The sequence below is a fragment of the Rhodococcus sp. 1R11 genome (genome assembly GCF_004563845.1).
GTDB lineage: Bacteria > Actinomycetota > Actinomycetes > Mycobacteriales > Mycobacteriaceae > Rhodococcoides.
Genome location: NZ_SPNG01000006.1, coordinates 129,063 through 148,072 on the forward strand (window position 1 = coordinate 129,063; position 19,010 = coordinate 148,072).

At 65.3% G+C, this 19,010-nt stretch carries 13 protein-coding genes and 1 tRNA gene; 5 read left to right on the forward strand and 9 right to left on the reverse strand.

Translation table 11 applies throughout. The features are described from left to right. Positions 1-40 precede the first annotated feature (40 nt). Both E4P29_RS12655 and crgA read right to left on the reverse strand, forming a co-directional pair. Complete coding sequence (locus E4P29_RS12655) at positions 41-526, reverse strand: PH domain-containing protein (RefSeq protein WP_135045115.1); 486 nt, start codon at positions 524-526, stop codon at positions 41-43. A gap of 36 nt (positions 527-562) precedes the next feature. Then, positions 563-826 (reverse strand): cell division protein CrgA, encoded by a 264-nt coding sequence (crgA, locus tag E4P29_RS12660; RefSeq protein WP_048319273.1) that lies wholly within the window; start codon positions 824-826, stop codon positions 563-565. A gap of 203 nt (positions 827-1,029) precedes the next feature. Here crgA and E4P29_RS12665 point away from each other — a divergent pair, with 203 nt between their 5' ends. Together E4P29_RS12665 and E4P29_RS12670 are read left to right on the forward strand one after the other, a co-directional pair. Next, positions 1,030-1,776 carry a DUF881 domain-containing protein gene (locus E4P29_RS12665; protein ID WP_135045117.1) on the forward strand — a complete coding sequence of 249 codons (747 nt, stop codon included), beginning with the start codon at positions 1,030-1,032 and terminating at the stop codon, positions 1,774-1,776. Between the two features lie 13 nt (positions 1,777-1,789). Beyond that, positions 1,790-2,431 (forward strand): aminodeoxychorismate/anthranilate synthase component II, encoded by a 642-nt coding sequence (locus E4P29_RS12670; RefSeq protein WP_135045119.1) that lies wholly within the window; start codon positions 1,790-1,792, stop codon positions 2,429-2,431. Positions 2,432-2,441: 10 nt separating this feature from the next. Here E4P29_RS12670 and pknB read toward each other — a convergent pair whose 3' ends face one another. The 7 genes from pknB to E4P29_RS12705 all read right to left on the reverse strand — a co-directional run bounded on the left by pknB (position 2,442) and on the right by E4P29_RS12705 (position 12,247). Further along, positions 2,442-4,376 carry a Stk1 family PASTA domain-containing Ser/Thr kinase gene (gene pknB / locus E4P29_RS12675; RefSeq protein ID WP_135045121.1) on the reverse strand — a complete coding sequence of 645 codons (1,935 nt, stop codon included), beginning with the start codon at positions 4,374-4,376 and terminating at the stop codon, positions 2,442-2,444. After that, positions 4,373-5,749, reverse strand: coding sequence for a serine/threonine-protein kinase (locus E4P29_RS12680; protein ID WP_135045123.1), 1,377 nt, complete (start codon positions 5,747-5,749; stop codon positions 4,373-4,375). Before E4P29_RS12680 ends, pknB begins: the two co-directional genes overlap by 4 nt. 6 nt (positions 5,750-5,755) lie before the next feature. Beyond that, entirely contained in the window at positions 5,756-7,240 is a 1,485-nt protein-coding gene (locus tag E4P29_RS12685; RefSeq protein ID WP_135045125.1) for a penicillin-binding protein 2, read from the reverse strand. Continuing rightward, positions 7,237-8,694 carry an FtsW/RodA/SpoVE family cell cycle protein gene (locus tag E4P29_RS12690; protein WP_027494979.1) on the reverse strand — a complete coding sequence of 486 codons (1,458 nt, stop codon included), beginning with the start codon at positions 8,692-8,694 and terminating at the stop codon, positions 7,237-7,239. The genes E4P29_RS12685 and E4P29_RS12690 overlap by 4 nt, the downstream gene beginning before the upstream one ends. Beyond that, positions 8,691-10,133, reverse strand: coding sequence for a PP2C family serine/threonine-protein phosphatase (locus E4P29_RS12695; RefSeq protein WP_135045126.1), 1,443 nt, complete (start codon positions 10,131-10,133; stop codon positions 8,691-8,693). The genes E4P29_RS12690 and E4P29_RS12695 overlap by 4 nt, the downstream gene beginning before the upstream one ends. Then, the gene (locus tag E4P29_RS12700) at positions 10,130-10,594 is read right to left on the reverse strand and encodes an FHA domain-containing protein (RefSeq protein WP_027494977.1); all 465 of its coding nucleotides are present in this window, start codon (positions 10,592-10,594) and stop codon (positions 10,130-10,132) included. Before E4P29_RS12700 ends, E4P29_RS12695 begins: the two co-directional genes overlap by 4 nt. 180 nt (positions 10,595-10,774) lie before the next feature. Next, positions 10,775-12,247, reverse strand: coding sequence for a DUF3662 and FHA domain-containing protein (locus tag E4P29_RS12705; RefSeq protein WP_135045128.1), 1,473 nt, complete (start codon positions 12,245-12,247; stop codon positions 10,775-10,777). Positions 12,248-12,454: 207 nt separating this feature from the next. Between E4P29_RS12705 and E4P29_RS12710 the strand changes: the two genes are divergently transcribed. The 3 genes from E4P29_RS12710 to E4P29_RS12720 all read left to right on the forward strand — a co-directional run bounded on the left by E4P29_RS12710 (position 12,455) and on the right by E4P29_RS12720 (position 18,997). After that, a tRNA-Leu gene (locus E4P29_RS12710) sits at positions 12,455-12,540 on the forward strand. Positions 12,541-12,963: 423 nt separating this feature from the next. Next, entirely contained in the window at positions 12,964-17,553 is a 4,590-nt protein-coding gene (gltB, locus tag E4P29_RS12715) for a glutamate synthase large subunit (RefSeq protein ID WP_135045130.1), read from the forward strand. Beyond that, positions 17,546-18,997 (forward strand): glutamate synthase subunit beta, encoded by a 1,452-nt coding sequence (locus E4P29_RS12720; RefSeq protein WP_135045132.1) that lies wholly within the window; start codon positions 17,546-17,548, stop codon positions 18,995-18,997. The genes gltB and E4P29_RS12720 overlap by 8 nt, the downstream gene beginning before the upstream one ends. The last annotated feature ends 13 nt before the right edge of the window (positions 18,998-19,010 follow it).

Below are 19,010 nucleotides of genomic sequence, written 5' to 3' on the forward strand. Positions count from 1 at the left end.
GTCACATTGAGTGCCCTCCGGGGGTTCAGAAGGTGGGCGGTCAGTTGTTCGGCGGAACCAGTCCGTAGGTGTCGAGTACCTCGAACACGTCGCGTGGGTCGGCTCCCAGGTCCCATCGGCCGAAGATGATCAGTCGATCGTCGTCGTCGTCGGGTGAGCGGACGTCCAGTTCGAGCATCGGGACTCGTCGTCCCAGTCTCGGGTAGCGGACCACTTTGATTTGGACGATGTCGGCGCGCGAGTACGTGCGCGTGCCGGTGAGTCGTTTCATCACCAGTGAGCCGTCGGGTGTGATGGCGAGTCGGGGGCGTTGTGCGGCCGCGAGGGCTGCCATTACCCAGGTTCCGACGGCGGCGAGTCCGACGAGGAAGGTTCCGGCGGCGTCCGAGGAGGCGAGGACGGCACCGATGGCGAGTGCGATACCGCCTGCGACCAGCGCGCCGACGGCTATCGCCGGCGTCGCCCATCGGTGTTCGTAAACACCCTGTGGATGGTTGGGAAAGTTATCCACAGGGTTTATCCACATTGGGGATGAATGACATCGGTGTAACTCGGCCGGCTCTCAGCGCCATCGCATGGTCATGACGAGGCCGACGACCATGAATCCGAATCCGATGAGGAAGTTGTACGCACCGAGGTTGCCGATGAACGAGATGTCTTCCTGGGCCAGGTAGTACACGATGAGCCACAGCAGCCCTACCAGCATGAATCCGAGCATCAGGACCACGTACCAGACCGGCGACGGTCCGGCGTTGACCTTCACCGGCGTCCGGTTGGCCGGGTTGATCGAGTAGTCGTTCTTCTTCCGTACCTTCGACTTCGGCATTGCGTCCTCTTCGTGTTCTTGACGGTCATCGGCGTGCGCCGTGCCTGTGGACAACTGACGGTGGCAACCTGTGGATCGATCGAGTTGCGTGCATCCCCAGGTTATTGTCTCCCGGAGAGCCGTGGCGGTCATCCACCCGGTTTGTAGTACACGCTAACTCAGATCAGCGCAGCACCGACCTACCGAACAGTGGCGAGCACTCTGTGAGACGACGATCGACCGATTCTTCCGAGACCCGATGGTGGGTGCTCGCTGTGGCGGTGTGCGCTGTGGTCGGTCTGCTGCTCGGAACCACGAGGCATGCCTCCGACGGCAACGAGTTGCGGGGCGGTGACACGACGCGGCTCGCCGATCTGGTCGACGCGGCCCAGCGGAGCAGCGACGATGCGCTGCGCAGTAGAGATGCGCTCGAGCAGCAGGTCGATCTCCTGCAGCAACGCACGGCGGCGGGCGACTCCGAGGTGGCCGACGCGTTGGCCCGGGTCGACGCCCTCTCGGACGCGGCGGGCCGGGAGGAGGCGTCCGGCACGGGGTTGACGGTGACGATGGCCGACGCTCCACGCGGTCCCGACGGGTCGTATGCGTCCGACGCGTCCCCGGACGACCTGGTAGTTCATCAGGTCGACGTGCAGAGTGTCCTCAACGCCCTCTGGGCCGGCGGCGCGTCGGCGATGGCGATGCAGGATCAGCGTCTGGTGGCGTCGTCGGCACCGCGGTGCATCGGGAACACGCTGCTACTGGGCGGCCGGACGTACAGTCCGCCGTACGTGATGACGGCTCTCGGCGACCCGGATCGACTGCGGGCGGCGTTGGACAACGAGCCCGGGGTGCGGCTGTACCAGCAGTATGCGCTGCGGTACGGCCTGCGCTACGAGGTCGCGGCGTATCAGAACGTATCGGTTCCGGCGTACACCGAATCGGTGCGCATGCGGTTCGCGGAGCCGCGCTGAGTACGCTGTCGACATGCGCATTCTCGTCGTCGACAACTACGACAGCTTCGTCTTCAACCTCGTCCAGTACCTGGGCCAGTTGAACGCCGAGGTCGAGGTGTGGCGCAACGACGACGAGCGACTCGCCGATCGCGACGCTGTTGCCGCGGAGTTCGACGGCATTCTGCTCAGCCCTGGCCCGGGAACTCCGCAGCGCGCCGGGGCCACGATGGACCTGGTCTCGGCGAGTGCGCGGGCCAAAACCCCGCTGCTCGGTGTGTGTCTGGGACATCAGGCGATCGGAGCCGCGTTCGGTGCCACGGTCGAGAAGGCCCCGGAGTTGCTGCACGGTAAGACCAGCCTCGTCCACCACACCGGCGTCGGCGTCCTGGAAGGGATGAGCGAGCCGTTCACTGCCACCCGTTATCACTCGCTGACCGTCCGCGAGGACACCATCCCCGCGGAGCTCGAGATCATCGGCCGTACCGAATCGGGTCTGGTGATGGCCATGAGGCACACCGAGCTACCCATTCACGGCGTGCAGTTCCATCCGGAGTCCATCCTCACCGAGGGCGGGCACCGGATGCTGGCCAACTGGCTCGCTGTATGCGGTATGCCCACCGATTCCGGTTTGGTGGGAACCCTGGAGGCGCAGGTCGCCGAGGCCTTCGCCTGATCGTCGATCGCTAACGCCCGGGGATGCCCAGGGCGCCGATGCTGATCGTGACGGTGTCGGACTTGCTGATCTCGGACCCTGCCGGCTGCGTCTGATTCACCACTCGCCCGACCATCAACGGATCCAGCGTCGCTTCCCTTGTCGCCGTCAGTTCCGCTGCCGTGCCCGTCCAGCCGGCCGACTGCAGCGCGGCCAACGCCTGTGCCTCGGTCAGACCGGCGAGGTCGGGCATGGGGATCTTGTCGCCGTTCGACACGCGCAGCGTGACCACGGTGTTCTCGGTGACATTGGTGCCGCCCACGGGGTCTGTGGAGACGACCTGACCCGTCGGCTGTCCCGAGTCGATGTTCTGCACCTGGACGCGCAGTCCGGCTCCCTCGACGTTCGGCTGCGCCACGTTCACGAGTTGCCCCACGACGTCGGGCATCCGCACCTGCGCCGGCCCGGTGCCCAGGGTGATGCGAACCTGCGAGTTCGCGTTCATGCTCACGCCCGAGGACGGATTCTGCTCGACGACCTTGTCGAGGTTCTCGGGTGACGACGGAGCACGGGCGACGGTGGCATCGAGCTGGAGGCCCACCTCGTTCAGTGCATCCGACGCCTGCTGCTGCGTGAGGCCGGTCAGTCGCGGAACCTGCACCTGCTGCGGCCCCGAGGACACGTCGAGCTGGATGTTCCCCGGCGACTCGGTCTGTGATCCGGCCGCCGGATTGGTGCCGATGGCCGATCCTTCTGGAATCGCCGCGTCGGGCTTCTCCTGGATGCTCACTCGCAGGCCGGCGTCTTCGAGTTGCCGCTGCGCCTCGTCTGCGGACATTCCGACGACGGTAGGCACGGCGACGGTCTTGGGGTCGGCACCGGGACCGAGCGACCACAGGAATGCGCCGACGATAGCGACGACGATGATCGCGGCCGCCGAGATCAACGCGATCTTGAGGCCGCGGCGGTTCTTCGGTTCGTCGTAGTCCTCCGTATGGCGTGACGACCGAGGTGCCGCGGTAGCGGCGGGCTTGTCCTTGCCGGAGAAATCGGCCTGACGGGAATCGACGGAGCCGAGGATGGTGGTTCGATCCTCGTCGTTCATCACCATGGGCGCACTCGGTCGCTGGCCGCCCAGAACGCGGACAAGGTCGGTGCGCATCTCGGCAGCGCTCTGGTAGCGATTGGCCGGGTTCTTGGCCATTGCCTTGAGGATGATCGAGTCGAGTTCGCGCGGGACGGTCTCGTTGACCAGCGACGGCAGCTGGGGGTCTTCACGGACGTGCTGGTAGGCGACGGCGACCGGCGAATCCCCCTTGAACGGCGGCTCGCCGGTCAGGATCTCGAACAGTACGCACCCGAGCGAGTAGACGTCCGAACGCGCGTCGACCTGTTCCCCGCGGGCCTGCTCGGGCGAGAGGTACTGCGCGGTTCCGATCACGGCGGCGGTCTGAGTCATCGGCGAGGACGAATCGGCGATGGCACGGGCGATGCCGAAGTCCATCACCTTCACCGCGCCTGCATTGTTGATCATGATGTTGGCGGGTTTGACGTCGCGGTGCACGATGCCGTTGCGGTGGCTGAAATCGAGGGCGGCACAGACGTCGGCGATGACCTCCATGGCTCGACGCGGCGCCATGGGGCCTTCGGCGCGCACGATGTCGCGCAGGGTGTCGCCGTCGACGTATTCCATGACGATGAACGGGAGCGGACCGGCTTCGGTCTCGGCTTCACCGGTGTCGTAGACGGCGACGATGGCGGGGTGATTGAGCGCAGCAGCGTTCTGTGCCTCACGTCGGAACCTGAGGTAGAACGTGGGATCGCGAGCGAGGTCGGCGCGCAGAACCTTGATGGCGACGTCCCGATCGAGCCGTGTGTCCCGAGCGAGGTGAACCTCGGACATACCGCCGAAACCGAGTATCTCGCCCAGCTCGTAGCGAGAGGAGAGCGTACGGGGAGTCGTCATCGTTGTCCTTGTGGTGCTTGCGGGAACGGAATCTCGATCAGCGGCCTGCGAGTCGTCGTCTGGGTGGGCTGCGCCGAGGTCGTCGTGGTTTCTTCGGTGGTCGTCGGCTCCTCCGAGGTGGTCGTGGTCGTCGTGGTGGTCGTCGTGGTTTCTTCGGTGGTCGTGGTTTCTTCGGTCGTTGTCGACGGCTCGGTGGTCGTTGTGGTCGTGGTCGTCGGCTGCGTGGTGGTCGTCGGCTGTACGAACGGTGTCGGCGAGTCGTCTCTACCGCCGGTCAGCAGCACGTAACCGCCGATCAGGATGGCCAACAGCAGGAGCGCGCCGCCGCCCCAGGCCAACGCCTTCTGCGCCGAGGACATGCCGGTCTGCTCGGGAACCGCTGCAGCTGCAGTGCCGGTAGCCGGGCCCCGGTAATCCCGTTGCGAGGTCGGCATCATCTGGGTGCTCGACGGTGGAGACGGCTGCGGGCTGGGCACGACGCCGGGCATCATGACTCTCCCGGTTCCGGTACCACGCGAGTTGCCGGGTGCCGGCGGCCGGCGGCCGGCCCGAACTGCGGCGACGGCATCGGCGAATTCGCCGCCGTTGGCGTAACGGGCGGCCGGATCCTTGACCATCGTGATCTCGATGAGCTCACGGACGGCCGGTGGCAGGTCGACCGGCATGGGTGCCGGTGCTTCGCGGACGTGCTTCATGGCGACGGTCAGGGCGCCGTCGCCCACGAAAGGCCGTGTGCCCGCGAGTACTTCGTATCCGACGACGCCGAGTGAGTAGACGTCGGATGCAGAGGTCGCCTCTTCTCCGAGGGCTTGCTCGGGAGCGATGTACTGGGCGGTGCCCATGACCATTCCGGTCTTGGTGACGGGGGAGGCGTCGACGGCCTTGGCGATGCCGAAGTCGGTGATCTTGACCTGCCCGGTGGGGGTGATCAGGATGTTGCCGGGCTTGACGTCGCGGTGGACGACCCCTGCCGTGTGCGCGATCTGCAGCGCGCGCCCGGTCTGCTCGAGCATGTCCAGGGCGTGACCGAGCGGGAGCCGCGACATGCGACCCAGCACTGCGTTGAGGGGTTCGCCGTTGACCAGTTCCATCACCAGGTAGGCGAGCGATTCGCCTGCACCGTCGCGGGTCTCGCCGTAGTCGTACACGCCGGCGATTCCGGGGTAGTTCAGTTGAGCGGTGGTACGGGCCTCGAACCTGAAGCGCTGCAAGAACTCCGGGTCCTCGGAGAACTCGGCTTTGAGTACCTTCACGGCGACACGGCGGTCGAGGCGATTGTCCATCGCCTCCCAGACCTGTCCCATGCCGCCCGTGGCGATGAGGCGCAGCAGTCTGTAGCGCTGCGCGATGACGGCTCCGTTACTCAATGGCACCGATGCTCACCTCCCCTGCAATGCGGCGGCGATGACGGCGCGGCCGATAGGTGCTGCCACCGAACCGCCGGTGGCGGCGAGGGCTCGATCTCCGCCGTCCTCGACGATGACGGCGATGGCGACCTTGGGATCTTTGGCCGGTGCGAATCCGATGTACCACGCGTGGGGTGGAGTGTTGCGGGGATCCGAACCGTGTTCTGCAGTACCGGTTTTCGACGCGATCTGCACACCGGGGATCTTGCCTTCCCCGCTGGTGTTGTTCTCGGAACCGATCATCAGATCGGTCAGGGTCGCCGCAGTATCGGAGCTGATCGCCTCACCCATCGATTTGGGTTGGTAGCTGGACAGGTCCGACAGGTCGGGAGACTGCAACTGCTGCACCAGGTTCGGGGCCATCCGTACACCGCCGTTGGCGACGGTCGCGGCGATGACGGCGTCCTGCAGCGGGGTCAGCGCCACGTCGCGCTGACCGATGCTGGACTGGCCGAGTGCGGCGTCGTCGTCGATGGATCCGATGGTGCTGTCGGCGACGGTGAGCGGGATGCTGGTGTCCTCTCCGATGCCGAACTTGGCGGCGGTCTCGCGCATTTTGTCGGCACCGGTGTCGATGCCGAGTTCGACGAAGGCGGTGTTGCACGACCGTGCGAAAGCCTCACGTAGCGAAGCGGTCTGACCGCCTCCGCACGTCGAACCGTTGTAGTTCTCGAGCGTCGTCGACGTTCCCGGAAGGGTGATGTTCGACGCGGCCGTGAGTTGATCGTCCGGAGTGGCGCCCGCCTGGAGCGCAGCGGCGGTCGTGATCACCTTGAACGTCGATCCCGGTGGGTAGGTCTGCGAGATCGCGCGGTTCACCAGCGGCTTGCCCGGATCGTCGCTCAGGTTTTCCCAGGCGGTCGACGTGGTGCTGCCGTCGTGGCTGGCCAGCAGGTTGGGGTCGTAGCTCGGCGTGCTGGCCATGGCGAGAATGTTGCCGGTGGCGGGGTCGAGGGCGACGACCGAGCCGGTGTATCCCTTGGCGGTCAGCTGGTCGTACGCGACCTGTTGGACGACCGGGTCGATGGTGGTGACGACGTTGCCGCCGCGGGGATCACGGCCCGAGATGAGGTCGAACAGGCGTCCGCCGAACAACCGGTCGTCGGATCCGTTGAGAACAGGGTCCTCGGCGCGTTCGAGACCGGTGCTCGAGTACAGCATCGAATAGAAGCCGGTGATCGGGGCGTTGGCCTGCGGGCTCACGGGGGAGATCGAGTTCTGGGGATACGTGCGCAGGTATTTGTAGCGATCGTCGGTGGCAACGGACGATGCGAGAACCTGTCCACCTGCCGAGATCTGACCGCGTTGACGTGAGTACTCGTCGAGCAGAACGCGGGAGTTCCGTGGGTCGGTGCGCAGGTCGTCGGCCTTGATGACCTGAACGTAGGTCGCGTTGGCGAGCAGGGCGACCACCATCACCATGATGGCGATGGAGACGCGGCGTAGGGGAGTGTTCATGCGCGCTTCACCATTTCGGTCGGCGCCTCGGCGATCGGGGCGGCCACAGCGGGCTTCTTCTTGGGGGTCGCAGGCTCACGCGCTGCGTCGGAGATCTTGATCAGCAGAGCCACCAACAGGTAGTTCGCCAGCAACGAGGATCCTCCGTACGACATGTACGGGGTGGTCAGACCGGTCAGCGGGATGAGTTTGGTGACGCCGCCGACGACGACGAACAGCTGGACGGCGACGGTGAACGAGAGCCCGGCGGCGAGCAACTTGCCGAAGCTGTCTCGGACGGCGAGCGCAGTACGCATTCCGCGAATGACGAACAGCAGATACAGGATCAGCACTGCGGCCAAACCGATGAGGCCGAGTTCCTCGCCGACGGTGGCGATGATGAAGTCGGTCTTGGGAAACGGAACCTGCGACGGGCGACCGCTGCCCAGGCCGGTGCCGGCGAGCCCACCGGTGGCCAGGCCGAACAGCGACTGGGAAATCTGGTAGCCGGTGTCGTTGTAGTCCGCGAACGGGTCCAACCAGGTCAGTGTCCGCACACGCACGTGGCTGAACGCCTGGTAGGCGAAGAAGAATCCGACCATCAGCAGACCGCTGCCGATGATGATCCAGCCGACACGCTCGGTGGCGATGTAGATCATCACCAGAACGGTGCTGAATATCAGCAGCGACGTGCCCAGGTCCTTCTCGAACACGAGCACCGCCACCGAGACGATCCACACGACGATGATGGGCCCGAGATCGCGAGCGCGCGGGAAGTCCATGCCGAGCCAGTGTTTGCCTGCAGTGGTGAACAGTTCGCGCTTGGAGACCAGCAGCGACGCGAAGAAGATCAGCAGCAGAATCTTGGCGAACTCACCGGGCTGCAAGCTGAAGCCGGGCAACCGAATCCAGATCTTCGAGCCGTTGACCTCTGAGAACGCCGACGGCAGCAGCGCGGGAATGGCGAGAAGGATGAGCCCGGCCAGTCCGAGGGTGTATCCGTAGCGAGCCAGGGTGCGGTAGTCGCGCAGCAACACCAGCAGTGCCACGAAGCCGGCGATGGCCAGCGTCGTCCACAGCACCTGCTGGTTGGCGTCGGGCGACGGAATGGGGTTGCCGAGGTACTGCGCCTGTTGCTGATCGGCCAGGTCCAGTCGATGGATCAGCACCAGGCCGAGACCGTTGAGCAGCGCGACGATCGGCAGCAGCAGCGGATCCGCATAGGGGGCGAAGCGTCGGACGGCCAAGTGCGCCACCGTCACCAGTGCGAGGTAGGCCAGCGCGTACTTCGCCAGGTCCCAGGTGATCGTCTGTTCCTGGCTGGCTTCGACGAGGATCAACGAGATGGTGGTGATCAGGACCGCGGCACCGAGCAGCAGCAGTTCGACATTGCGACGATTCGACTGGATCGGTGCGGGAGCGAACCCACCGGGAGGACTCGGAAAGGAGCCTCCTGCGGACGGATTGGAACTCATCGAGTACCGGTCCTGCAGTTCTGGCCCGGGATCTGCGCGACGGTCGGTGTCGGCACGGCGGTGGTGGTCGGGGCAGCTTCCGGAACGGGCTCCGGAGCGGTCGGAGGCAACGGAACTCCGGGGGGCGGGATGATCGTTGTCGGGGTCGGTGCAGCCGTGGTGGTCACTGCCGGCTCGGTCTCGCAGACCTCCAGTAGGTCTCCCGAGGCCAGGCGTTCCACCTGACCGCGCGCGTCGTTCAGAGATCCCGACGGAAGTCCGGCACTGACCTGCTCACGGGCGGCCGGCAACAGGTCGTCGATCTCGAACGGCACGCAATCGGCCGGCGCGGCGTCGGGTGCGGTCAGTGTGACGCCACCGTTGTCGTCGAGGCAGCCGATCAATTCCACGCTTTGCAGCGAGTACCCGAGAACCGAACCGGGGAGACCACGCAGCACGGTGACCTTGCTGTTGTCGGCACCGACGTAGTAATTGCCCTTGATCACCGAATTGGCAACGGCCACACCGATTCCGGCCAACACGACCAGGGTCAGCGCGATCAGCGACCACCGCAGTTTGTGCGACTTCTTCTCCGGTGTCACCACGGGAGCGGTCACGCGTTTGGGCGTCGTGCGCGGGGGACGCATCGCCGCGGCGCGGCCCGCTGCGGTGTTCGGTGGAGGAGCGTCCTCCTCGTCCTCGGTGCTGGCTGCGCCGCCGAGAATCGGGTGGCTCTGGCCGTAGTCGAGGTCGATGACGTCGGCGACGACGACCGTGACGTTGTCGGGACCACCGCTGCGCAGGGCGAGTTCGATGAGGCGGTCGGCGCACGGCCCGGTCTCGCCCTCGGCGAGAGTGTTCTCGATGGTTTCGTCGCTCACGACGTCCGACAAACCGTCCGAGCACAACAGGTAGCGGTCGCCGGCACGGACCTCGCGAACGGTGAGCGTCGGCTCGATCTCGTTGCCGGTCAGTGCTCGCATGATCAGCGAGCGTTGCGGGTGAGTGTGCGCCTGTTCGGCGGTGATGCGGCCTTCGTCGACCAGTGACTGGACGAACGTATCGTCGCGGGTGATCTGAGTGAGCGAGCCGTCGCGGAGCATGTAGGCCCGCGAGTCACCGATGTGCACCAGACCCATTCGCTTGCCCGCGAACAGGATTGCGGTCAGCGTGGTTCCCATGCCGTCGAGTTCGGGCTCGTCTTCCACCTGATCGGCGATGGAGGCGTTGCCCTCGCGGGTGGCGGCTTCGAGCTTGCCCAGCAGGTCCTCGCCCGGTTCGTCGTCGTCGAGGTGCGCCAGCGCGGCAATCATCAACTGCGAGGCCACTTCGCCTGCGGCATGACCGCCCATGCCGTCGGCCAGCGCCAACAGCCGCGCACCCGCGTAGACGGAGTCCTCGTTGTTGGAGCGGACCAGACCGCGATCGCTGCGGGCGGCGTAGCGGAGAACAAGGGTCACGGGCGCAACTCGATCACGGTCTTGCCGACACGAACCGGTGTTCCCAGCGGAACGCGTACAGCGGTGGTGACCTTCGCACGGTCGAGGTAGGTGCCGTTGGTCGAGCCCAGGTCTTCGACGTACCAATCTCCGCCTCGAGGCGAGAGGCGAGCGTGCCTGGTGGACGAATAATCGTCTGTCAGAACGAGAGTCGAATCGTCTGCGCGTCCGATCAGAACCGGCTGAGTGCCGAGCGAAATGCGCGTACCGGCAAGGCCGCCCTGGGTCACCACGAGGTACTTCGCCACCTTCTGCTTGTTGAACGACGGGAGCACCTTCGAGCCACCGGAGTAGCGGGCAGGCACGCGCATCCCGGCTGCGGCATAGATGTCACTGCGCAGCGTCCGAAGTACGGCCCAGACGAAGAACCACAACAGGAGCAGGAAACCCGCCCTGGTCAATTGCAGAATCAATCCCTGCACGACGATTCACCTCCTCCTTCGCGATCGGACCTGCATCCCCCACAATCCGACGCGGCGGCGCGACAGACATGGTTGTCTCGCAGCATCATAGGGTGCAGTCGCTCGTGTGGACGACATACGGGTGGGCGAACCTGCGAGTCGAGGAGACGAACATCTCGGTCGGCCGGGCCACTCCCGTGATCAGACGATCCGGACCAGAATCTCGGAGTGACCGGCGCGGATCACGTCGCCGTCGGCCAGTTGCCAATCCTGGACGGGAGCACCGTTGACGGTGGTTCCGTTGGTGGATCCCAGATCGGACAGCATGGCCACTCGGCCGTCCCAGCGAATTTCGATGTGTCGGCGTGACACTCCGGTGTCGGGGAGGCGGAACTGGGCGTCCTGGCCGCGCCCGATGATGTTCTGTCCGTCCCGGAGCTGGAAGTAGCGGCCGCTGCCGTCCTCGAGCTGCAGGGTCGCGGCGAGTGCCTGGGACTGCCCGGCGTAGGACGCCGGCTGGTCGTAGCCGTAGCCGTCACCGCGATCACCGGCACCCTGGGGGTAGCCGCGGCCGTAGGGCGCTTGGGCGGACGGGTAGTCGTAGGCGGGCTGCTGGTAGCCCTGCTGGGGGTAACCGGCACCCTGGGGCTCGGCATACCGGCCGGCGGGCTCGCCGTACGCCTGCTCCTGGTACGGGGCCTCGCTGTAGGCACCGCCCTGCTCGCCACCGTTGTAGTCGTAGCCGGCACCGTTGTAGCCCTGGGCGTCGTAACCCTGGGCGTTGTATCCCTGGGCGTTGTAGCCCGCTCGGTCGTAGCCCTGGGCGTCGTAACCCTGCTCCTGGCTGTTGGGTGCTCCGTACGCCTGGTCGAATCCCTGATCCTGGCCGCCGGCGGCACTGTATGCCTGGCCGTGCTCGGCGTAGGGCTGCTCGGCGTAGGGCTGCTCGGCGTAGGGCTGCTGGGCGTCGTAACCCTGGGCGTTGTACGGCTGCTGGTCGTAGCGCTGATCGTGATCGGCGGGCGCGTAATTCTGCGCGTCGTATCCGTTCTGCTCACGCGCCGCGTAGCGAGGATCCTGGCCACCGGCGTATCCGTTGCGCGCTCGCGGATCCGGACGATGTCCGTCCGCGGGGTCGCGCTGCGGGTCGTAGCCTGGGTTCTGCGTCATGTGGCCGGCTCCTGGTATCGACATCGGTGGGGCAGTCGGTCGCTGCGTGGCTGAAGGGACGGGACGGGCTGGCTGTGCCGACGCGTTCTGCTGAACAGAGCTGTTCTGCGCAGCAATCGCCGATCGTCCCACATCGGGATCGACCGAGCCACTGGCCCGGAACTGTCCGGTGTGAAGGGTGGGCGACGGCTCGAAGCGAACCACCACGTCACCGTAGGTCTGCCACCCCTGATCACGGATGTAATCGTCCAGGTGACGCGAGAAAGCCTTGACCGTGAGCTCGCGATCACCGGCGAGTTCCTCGTGATCCGAGCTGTTGATCGTGATCACGTAGTTGTTGGGTGCGAGGTAGTGACCGCCGTCCAAGGGGCGAACGAGATCGGACGCCTCCTGTTGCAGCGCCGCCTCGACTTCGGCCGGTACGACGCCGCCGCCGAACACGCGGGCGAAGACGTCGCCGACAGCGCTCTGCAGCTTGCGTTCGAAACGCTGAACGATGCCCATCGTGACCCCTCCTCTCACTGTGTTCTTCCACCCTGTGGTGCCTGTTGCCTACAACGGTGCGACGGCCGCGTGTCATCACGAAGTCGCGCTGCAAGCATGATATACGGTGCGGCCGACAGCAACGGTGTGCCGCTGGTTGCTCCGGGCAGCCCGAGACGGCGATTTTCTAGCGCGGCGGGGTGCGTGTTAGTGTTCTCGCCGTCACCCGGGCGGGTGGCGGAATGGCAGACGCGCTGGCTTCAGGTGCCAGTGTCCTTCGGGACGTGGGGGTTCAAGTCCCCCTCCGCCCACCACACTGGCCGCAGCTGATCTGGATCGCTGCGGCCAGTAGTTTCTTCGAACCCCGGCGTGCGAGCGCGGGCGATGCCTTACATTCTTGTTGTTCGACAACGATGTCGACACATCGATCCCCGGCCGGATTTCGGCCCCGTCGATTCGGTGGAAAATCGCAGGTGAGAGCCCGAAGTAGGCTTACCTTATTTGCGAGAGCACCCTGGTACTGACTTATCGTTCGTAATTGGATCGGCCTCACCACGGCCTGATCCGTCGAGACCTTCACTTTTCTACCACGAGCCCACCCGCCCGTGCAGAGGAAAGCGTGGACGATCGACAGGTGCTGCTTCAACGGCGAGGACGCACCGCAGGCCGTTCGTGCAGCCGGTTACACCACACCGTCGCCGACGAGTTTCAAGGCTGGACTTATCCGAAGGCTAGGTATGAAGCACACTCCGGGCCCGCAAGGCCTCTACGATCCCGTCAACGAACACGACTCCTGTGGTGTCGCGTTCGTGGTGGACATGCACGGTCGCCGCAGTCGCGACATCGTCGAGAAGGCGATCACCGCGCTGGTCAACCTCGAGCACCGCGGTGCCGCGGGCTCCGAACCGAACACCGGTGACGGTGCGGGCATTCTGATCCAGGTACCGGACGCGTTCTTCCGCGCCGTCGTAGATTTCGAGCTGCCCGCGCCCGGTGCCTACGCAACCGGTGTCGCATTCCTGCCGCAGGGACGCAGCGACGCAGCGCGCGCGTGCGAGGGTGTCGAGCGCATCGTCGAGAGCGAAGGCATGACCGTCCTCGGATGGCGTGAAGTCCCCACCGACGATTCCTCCTTGGGCGCGTTGGCTCGCGACGCGATGCCGACGTTCCGTCAGTTGTTCTTCTCCGCTCCCGACGCGGCGATCACCGACCTCGAACTCGAGCGTCGTGCCTTCGTCATTCGCAAGCGCGTCGAACACGAGTTGGGCGAAGAGGGCGCCGGCAAGGACGGACCCGGTCGCGAGACCGTGTACTTCCCGTCGCTGTCCTCGCAGACGTTCGTCTACAAGGGCATGCTGACCACGCCCCAGCTCAAGGGCTTCTACGTCGACCTGCAGGATGAGCGCGTCGAAAGTGCCTTGGGACTTGTGCATTCGCGTTTCTCGACCAACACGTTCCCGTCGTGGCCGCTGGCCCACCCGTTCCGTCGGGTCGCGCACAACGGTGAGATCAACACCGCAACCGGCAACGAGAACTGGATGCGCGCCCGCGAGGCCCTCATCACCTCCGACGTGTTCGGTGGCTCGGAAGCGCTCGAGAAGATCTTCCCCGTCGTCACCCACGGAGCCAGTGACACGGCACGTTTCGACGAGGTCCTCGAACTGCTGCACCTCGGCGGCCGTAGCCTGCCGCATGCCGTGCTGATGATGATTCCCGAGGCCTGGGAGCGGCACGAATCGATGGACCCCGCACGTCGGGCGTTCTACAAGTACCACTCCTCGCTGATGGAGCCCTGGGACGGACCGGCTTCGGTCTGCTTCACCGACGGCACCGTCATCGGCGCAGTTCTGGACCGAAACGGTCTTCGCCCCAGCCGCCTGTGGGTCACCGACGACGGCTTGGTCGTCATGGCTTCCGAGGTCGGCGTGCTGGACATCGACCCGTCCAAGGTCGTCCGCAAGGTGCGTCTGCAGCCGGGCCGGATGTTCCTGGTGGACACCGCGCAGGGCCGCATCGTTTCCGACGACGAGATCAAGGACGAACTCGCCGCCGAACATCCGTACCAGCAGTGGCTCGACGAGGGCCTGACGTCGATCGACGATCTACCCGAGCGGCCGCACGTGCACATGCCGCACGATCGCGTGCTGATCCGCCAGCAGATCTTCGGATACACCACCGAAGAACTGAACGTGCTGGTCTCGCCGATGGCGAAGTCCGGTGCCGAGGCCATCGGTTCGATGGGTACCGACACCCCGATCGCCGTGCTGTCGGCACGTCCGCGGATGCTGTTCGACTACTTCTCGCAGCTGTTCGCCCAGGTCACCAACCCGCCGCTCGACGCAATCCGTGAAGAGATCGTCACCAGCCTCGGCGGCACCATCGGTCCCGAGGGCGATCTGCTCAACCCGGGTGCCGACGGCTGCAAGCAGATCGTGCTGCCCCAGCCGATCCTGCACAACGACGATCTCGCCAAGCTCGTCCACATCAACGACGAGGGCACGCAGGAAGAGCTGCGCTCGGTGGTCGTTCGTGGCCTGTACCCGGTTGCCGAGGGTGGTGAAGGTCTCCGAAAGGCGTTGGAGGCCATCCGCGCACAGGTTTCCGCTGCCATTTCGGGTGGAGCGCGCATCATCGTGCTCTCCGACCGGGAGTCCAGTGAGAAGCTCGCTCCTATCCCGTCCTTGCTCCTCACCTCGGCGGTGCACCACCATCTCGTGCGTGAGAAGACCCGCACCAAGGTCGGTCTGATCATCGAAGCCGGTGACGCCCGCGAGGTGCACCACATGGCTCTGCTCATCGGATTCGGTGCGGCAGCGGTCAATCCGTACATGGCCTTCGAGTCGATCGAGGACATGATCGAGCGCGGCGCCCTCACCGGCATCGAGTTCGACAAGGCCGTCGGCAACTACATCAAGGCCGCAGGCAAGGGCGTGCTGAAGGTGATGTCCAAGATGGGCATCTCGACCCTCGCGTCGTACACGGGAGCCCAGCTGTTCCAGGTCATCGGCCTGTCGCAGGAACTGGTCGACGAGTACTTCACCGGGCTCAACAGCCATCTCGGCGGTATCGATCTCGACCAGGTCGCCGACGACGTCGCAGCGCGACATGGCGTCGCGTACCTCGACAACCGTCAGGAACGCGCACACCGTGAGCTCGAGACGGGCGGCGAATACCAGTGGCGTCGGGAAGGGGAGTACCACCTCTTCAACCCCGACACCGTCTTCAAGCTGCAGCACTCCACCCGCACCGGTCAGTACGACATCTTCAAGGAATACACGAAGATGGTCGACGACCAGTCCGAGCGGCTCGCATCGCTGCGCGGTCTGTTCCGGTTCAAGACCGAAGAGCGGCAAGCTATTTCGATCGACGAAGTCGAGCCGGCCAGCGAGATCGTCAAGCGATTCTCCACGGGCGCGATGAGCTACGGCTCCATCTCGGCCGAGGCACACGAGACCCTCGCCATCGCGATGAACCGACTCGGTGGACGCTCGAACTCCGGTGAGGGCGGCGAGGACGTCTCGCGCTTCGAGCCGGACGAGAACGGTGACTGGCGACGCAGTGCCATCAAGCAGGTCGCGTCGGGACGTTTCGGCGTCACCTCGCACTACCTGACCAACTGCACCGACATCCAGATCAAGATGGCGCAGGGAGCCAAGCCCGGTGAGGGCGGCCAGCTTCCGGCTCACAAGGTGTACCCGTGGGTCGCCGAGGTTCGGCATTCCACGCCGGGTGTCGGTCTGATCTCGCCGCCGCCGCACCACGACATCTACTCGATCGAGGATCTGGCGCAGCTGATCCACGACCTGAAGAACGCGAACCCGTCGGCTCGCATCCACGTCAAGCTGGTCTCCGAGGTCGGAGTCGGCACCGTTGCGGCGGGTGTGTCCAAGGCGCACGCCGACGTGGTGCTCATCTCGGGCCACGACGGTGGCACCGGCGCGACGCCGTTGACGTCGGTCAAGCACGCAGGTGGACCGTGGGAGCTCGGCTTGGCCGAGACCCAGCAGACGTTGCTGCTCAACGGTCTTCGCGATCGCATCGTCGTGCAGGTCGACGGCCAGCTCAAGACCGGCCGCGACGTCATGGTCGCTGCTCTGCTCGGTGGTGAGGAGTTCGGTTTCGCCACCGCTCCGCTCGTCGTGTCGGGCTGCATCATGATGCGCGTCTGCCACCTCGATACCTGCCCCGTCGGCGTTGCGACACAGAACCCGTTGCTGCGCAAGCGTTTCGCGGGCAAGCCCGAGTTCGTCGAGAACTTCTTCATGTTCATCGCCGAAGAGGTGCGTGAGCTCATGGCCGAGCTCGGCTTCCGCACCCTCGACGAGGCCGTCGGCCAGGTCGGTCTGCTCGACACGACCGCGGCCAAGGAGCACTGGAAGGCGTCGAAGCTCGATCTGTCGCCGATCCTCGAAGAGGTCGAGTCGGCGTTCATGAACCAGAACCTGTACAACACAGGCGTTCAGGATCACGGTCTCGACAAGGCCCTCGATCAGCAGCTCATCTCGGCCAGCCGCAACGCGTTGGACAAGGGCGAAAAGGTCGCGTTCGAGTCCAAGATCACCAACGTCAACCGCACCGTCGGCACGATGCTCGGACACGAGGTCACCAAGGCCTACGGCGGTGTCGGCCTCCCGGACGACACCATCGAGATCACGTTCACAGGTTCGGCCGGCAACAGTTTCGGTGCGTTCGTGCCCTCCGGTATGACGTTGCGCCTCAACGGAGATGCCAACGACTTCGTCGGCAAGGGCCTGTCCGGTGGACATCTCGTGCTGCGGCCGTCGCTGAACGCTCCGAAGGGATTCGTGGCCGAGGACAACATCATCGGCGGCAACGTGTTCCTGTTCGGTGCCACCAGCGGTGAAGCCCTCATCCGCGGTGTCGTCGGCGAGCGGTTCGCGGTTCGTAACTCCGGTGCCGTTGCCGTCGTCGAAGGCGTCGGCGATCACGGCTGCGAGTACATGACCGGCGGCAAGGTCGTCATCCTCGGCGCGACGGGACGAAACTTCGGTGCCGGCATGTCCGGCGGCGTCGCGTTCATCTTCGATCCGAACAAGACGTTCGAGGCCAACCTCAACACCGAGCTGGTCGACATCGACGAGCTGGAGGGCGACGAATTCACCTGGTTGAAGGACATCGTCACCCGTCACCAGGAGCAGACCGGCTCCGAGGTGGCCGAGCGGATCCTCGCGGATTGGTCACAGCAGGTGAACCATTTCGTGAAGGTCATGCCTCGCGACTACAAGAAGGTACTGCTGGCCATCTCCGAAGCCGAGAAGAACGGCGCGGACGTGGACGAAGCGATCATGGAGGCAGCTCGTGGGTGACCCACAGGGATTTTTGAAGAACACGGTTCGCGAAGTACCCAAGCGGCGGCCCGTCGATCTGCGCCTGATGGACTGGAAAGAGGTCTACGAGGATTTCTCGAAGGACACTCTGCGCACCCAGGCCAGCCGATGCATGGACTGTGGCATTCCGTTCTGCCACAACGGTTGTCCCCTCGGGAACCTGATTCCCGAATGGAACGACCTGGTGTTCAAGGACCGCTGGCGCGACAGCATCGATCGCCTGCATGCCACCAACAACTTTCCGGAATTCACCGGGCGGTTGTGCCCCGCTCCGTGCGAGGCGGCGTGTGTTCTGGGCATCAACCAGGACCCGGTCACCATCAAGCAGGTCGAGGTCGAGATCATCGACAAGGCCTTCGAGGAGGGCTGGGTCACGCCGGTCTACCCGACGCACCTGACCGGTAAGACCGTCGCCGTCGTCGGCTCCGGACCCGCGGGACTTGCTGCAGCGCAGCAGCTCACCCGCGCCGGCCACACCGTCACGGTGTTCGAGCGTGCCGATCGCATCGGCGGATTGCTGCGCTACGGCATTCCCGAGTTCAAGATGGAGAAGCGCCACATCGATCGTCGGCTCGCGCAGATGGAGGCCGAGGGCACCGTCTTCCGCACCAACGTCGATGTGGGCGTGGACATCTCGGCCGACGAACTGCGCGAGCAGTTCGACGCCGTAGTCCTGTCCGGCGGTGCCACCGCCTGGCGTGACCTGCCCATCGAGGGCCGCGAACTCGACGGCATCTACCAGGCCATGGAGTTCCTGCCGCACGCCAACCGTGTCCAGCAGGGCGACTTCGAGCAGCCGCCGGTCAGCGCCGAGGGCAAGAAGGTCGTCATCATCGGCGGCGGCGACACCGGAGCCGACTGCTTGGGCACCTCGCACCGTCAGGGTGCCGAAAGCGTCCACCAGTTCGAGATCATGGCGCGGCCGCCCGAGGAGCGTGCCACCTCCACCCCGTGGCCGACGTACCCGCTGATGTACCGCGTCGCGTCGGCACACGAGGAAGGTGGCGAACGCGTCTTCTCCGTCAACACCGAGCGTTTCGTCGGAGAAGACGGCAAGGTCACCGCACTCGAAGCCTGCGAGGTCGAATTCAAGGCCGGTAAGTTCGAGAAGATCGAGGGCAGCGAGTTCACCCTCGAAGCCGATCTGGTGCTCCTCGCCATGGGATTCGTCGGACCCGACAAGGGCGGACTGTTGAACGACCTGGGCGTCGACTTCAACCAGCGCGGAAACGTGGAGCGCACCAACGAGTGGGTCACCAACGTGCCCGGCGTCTTCGTCGCCGGAGACATGGGCCGTGGTCAGTCGCTCATCGTGTGGGCCATCGCCGAGGGCCGCTCTTGCGCAGCGGCCGTCGACACCTTCCTGCAGGGAGCGACCGCACTGCCGTCGCCGATCGTGCCCACCCAGGCGCCGCAGCGGTAGGTATTTTCCCGGC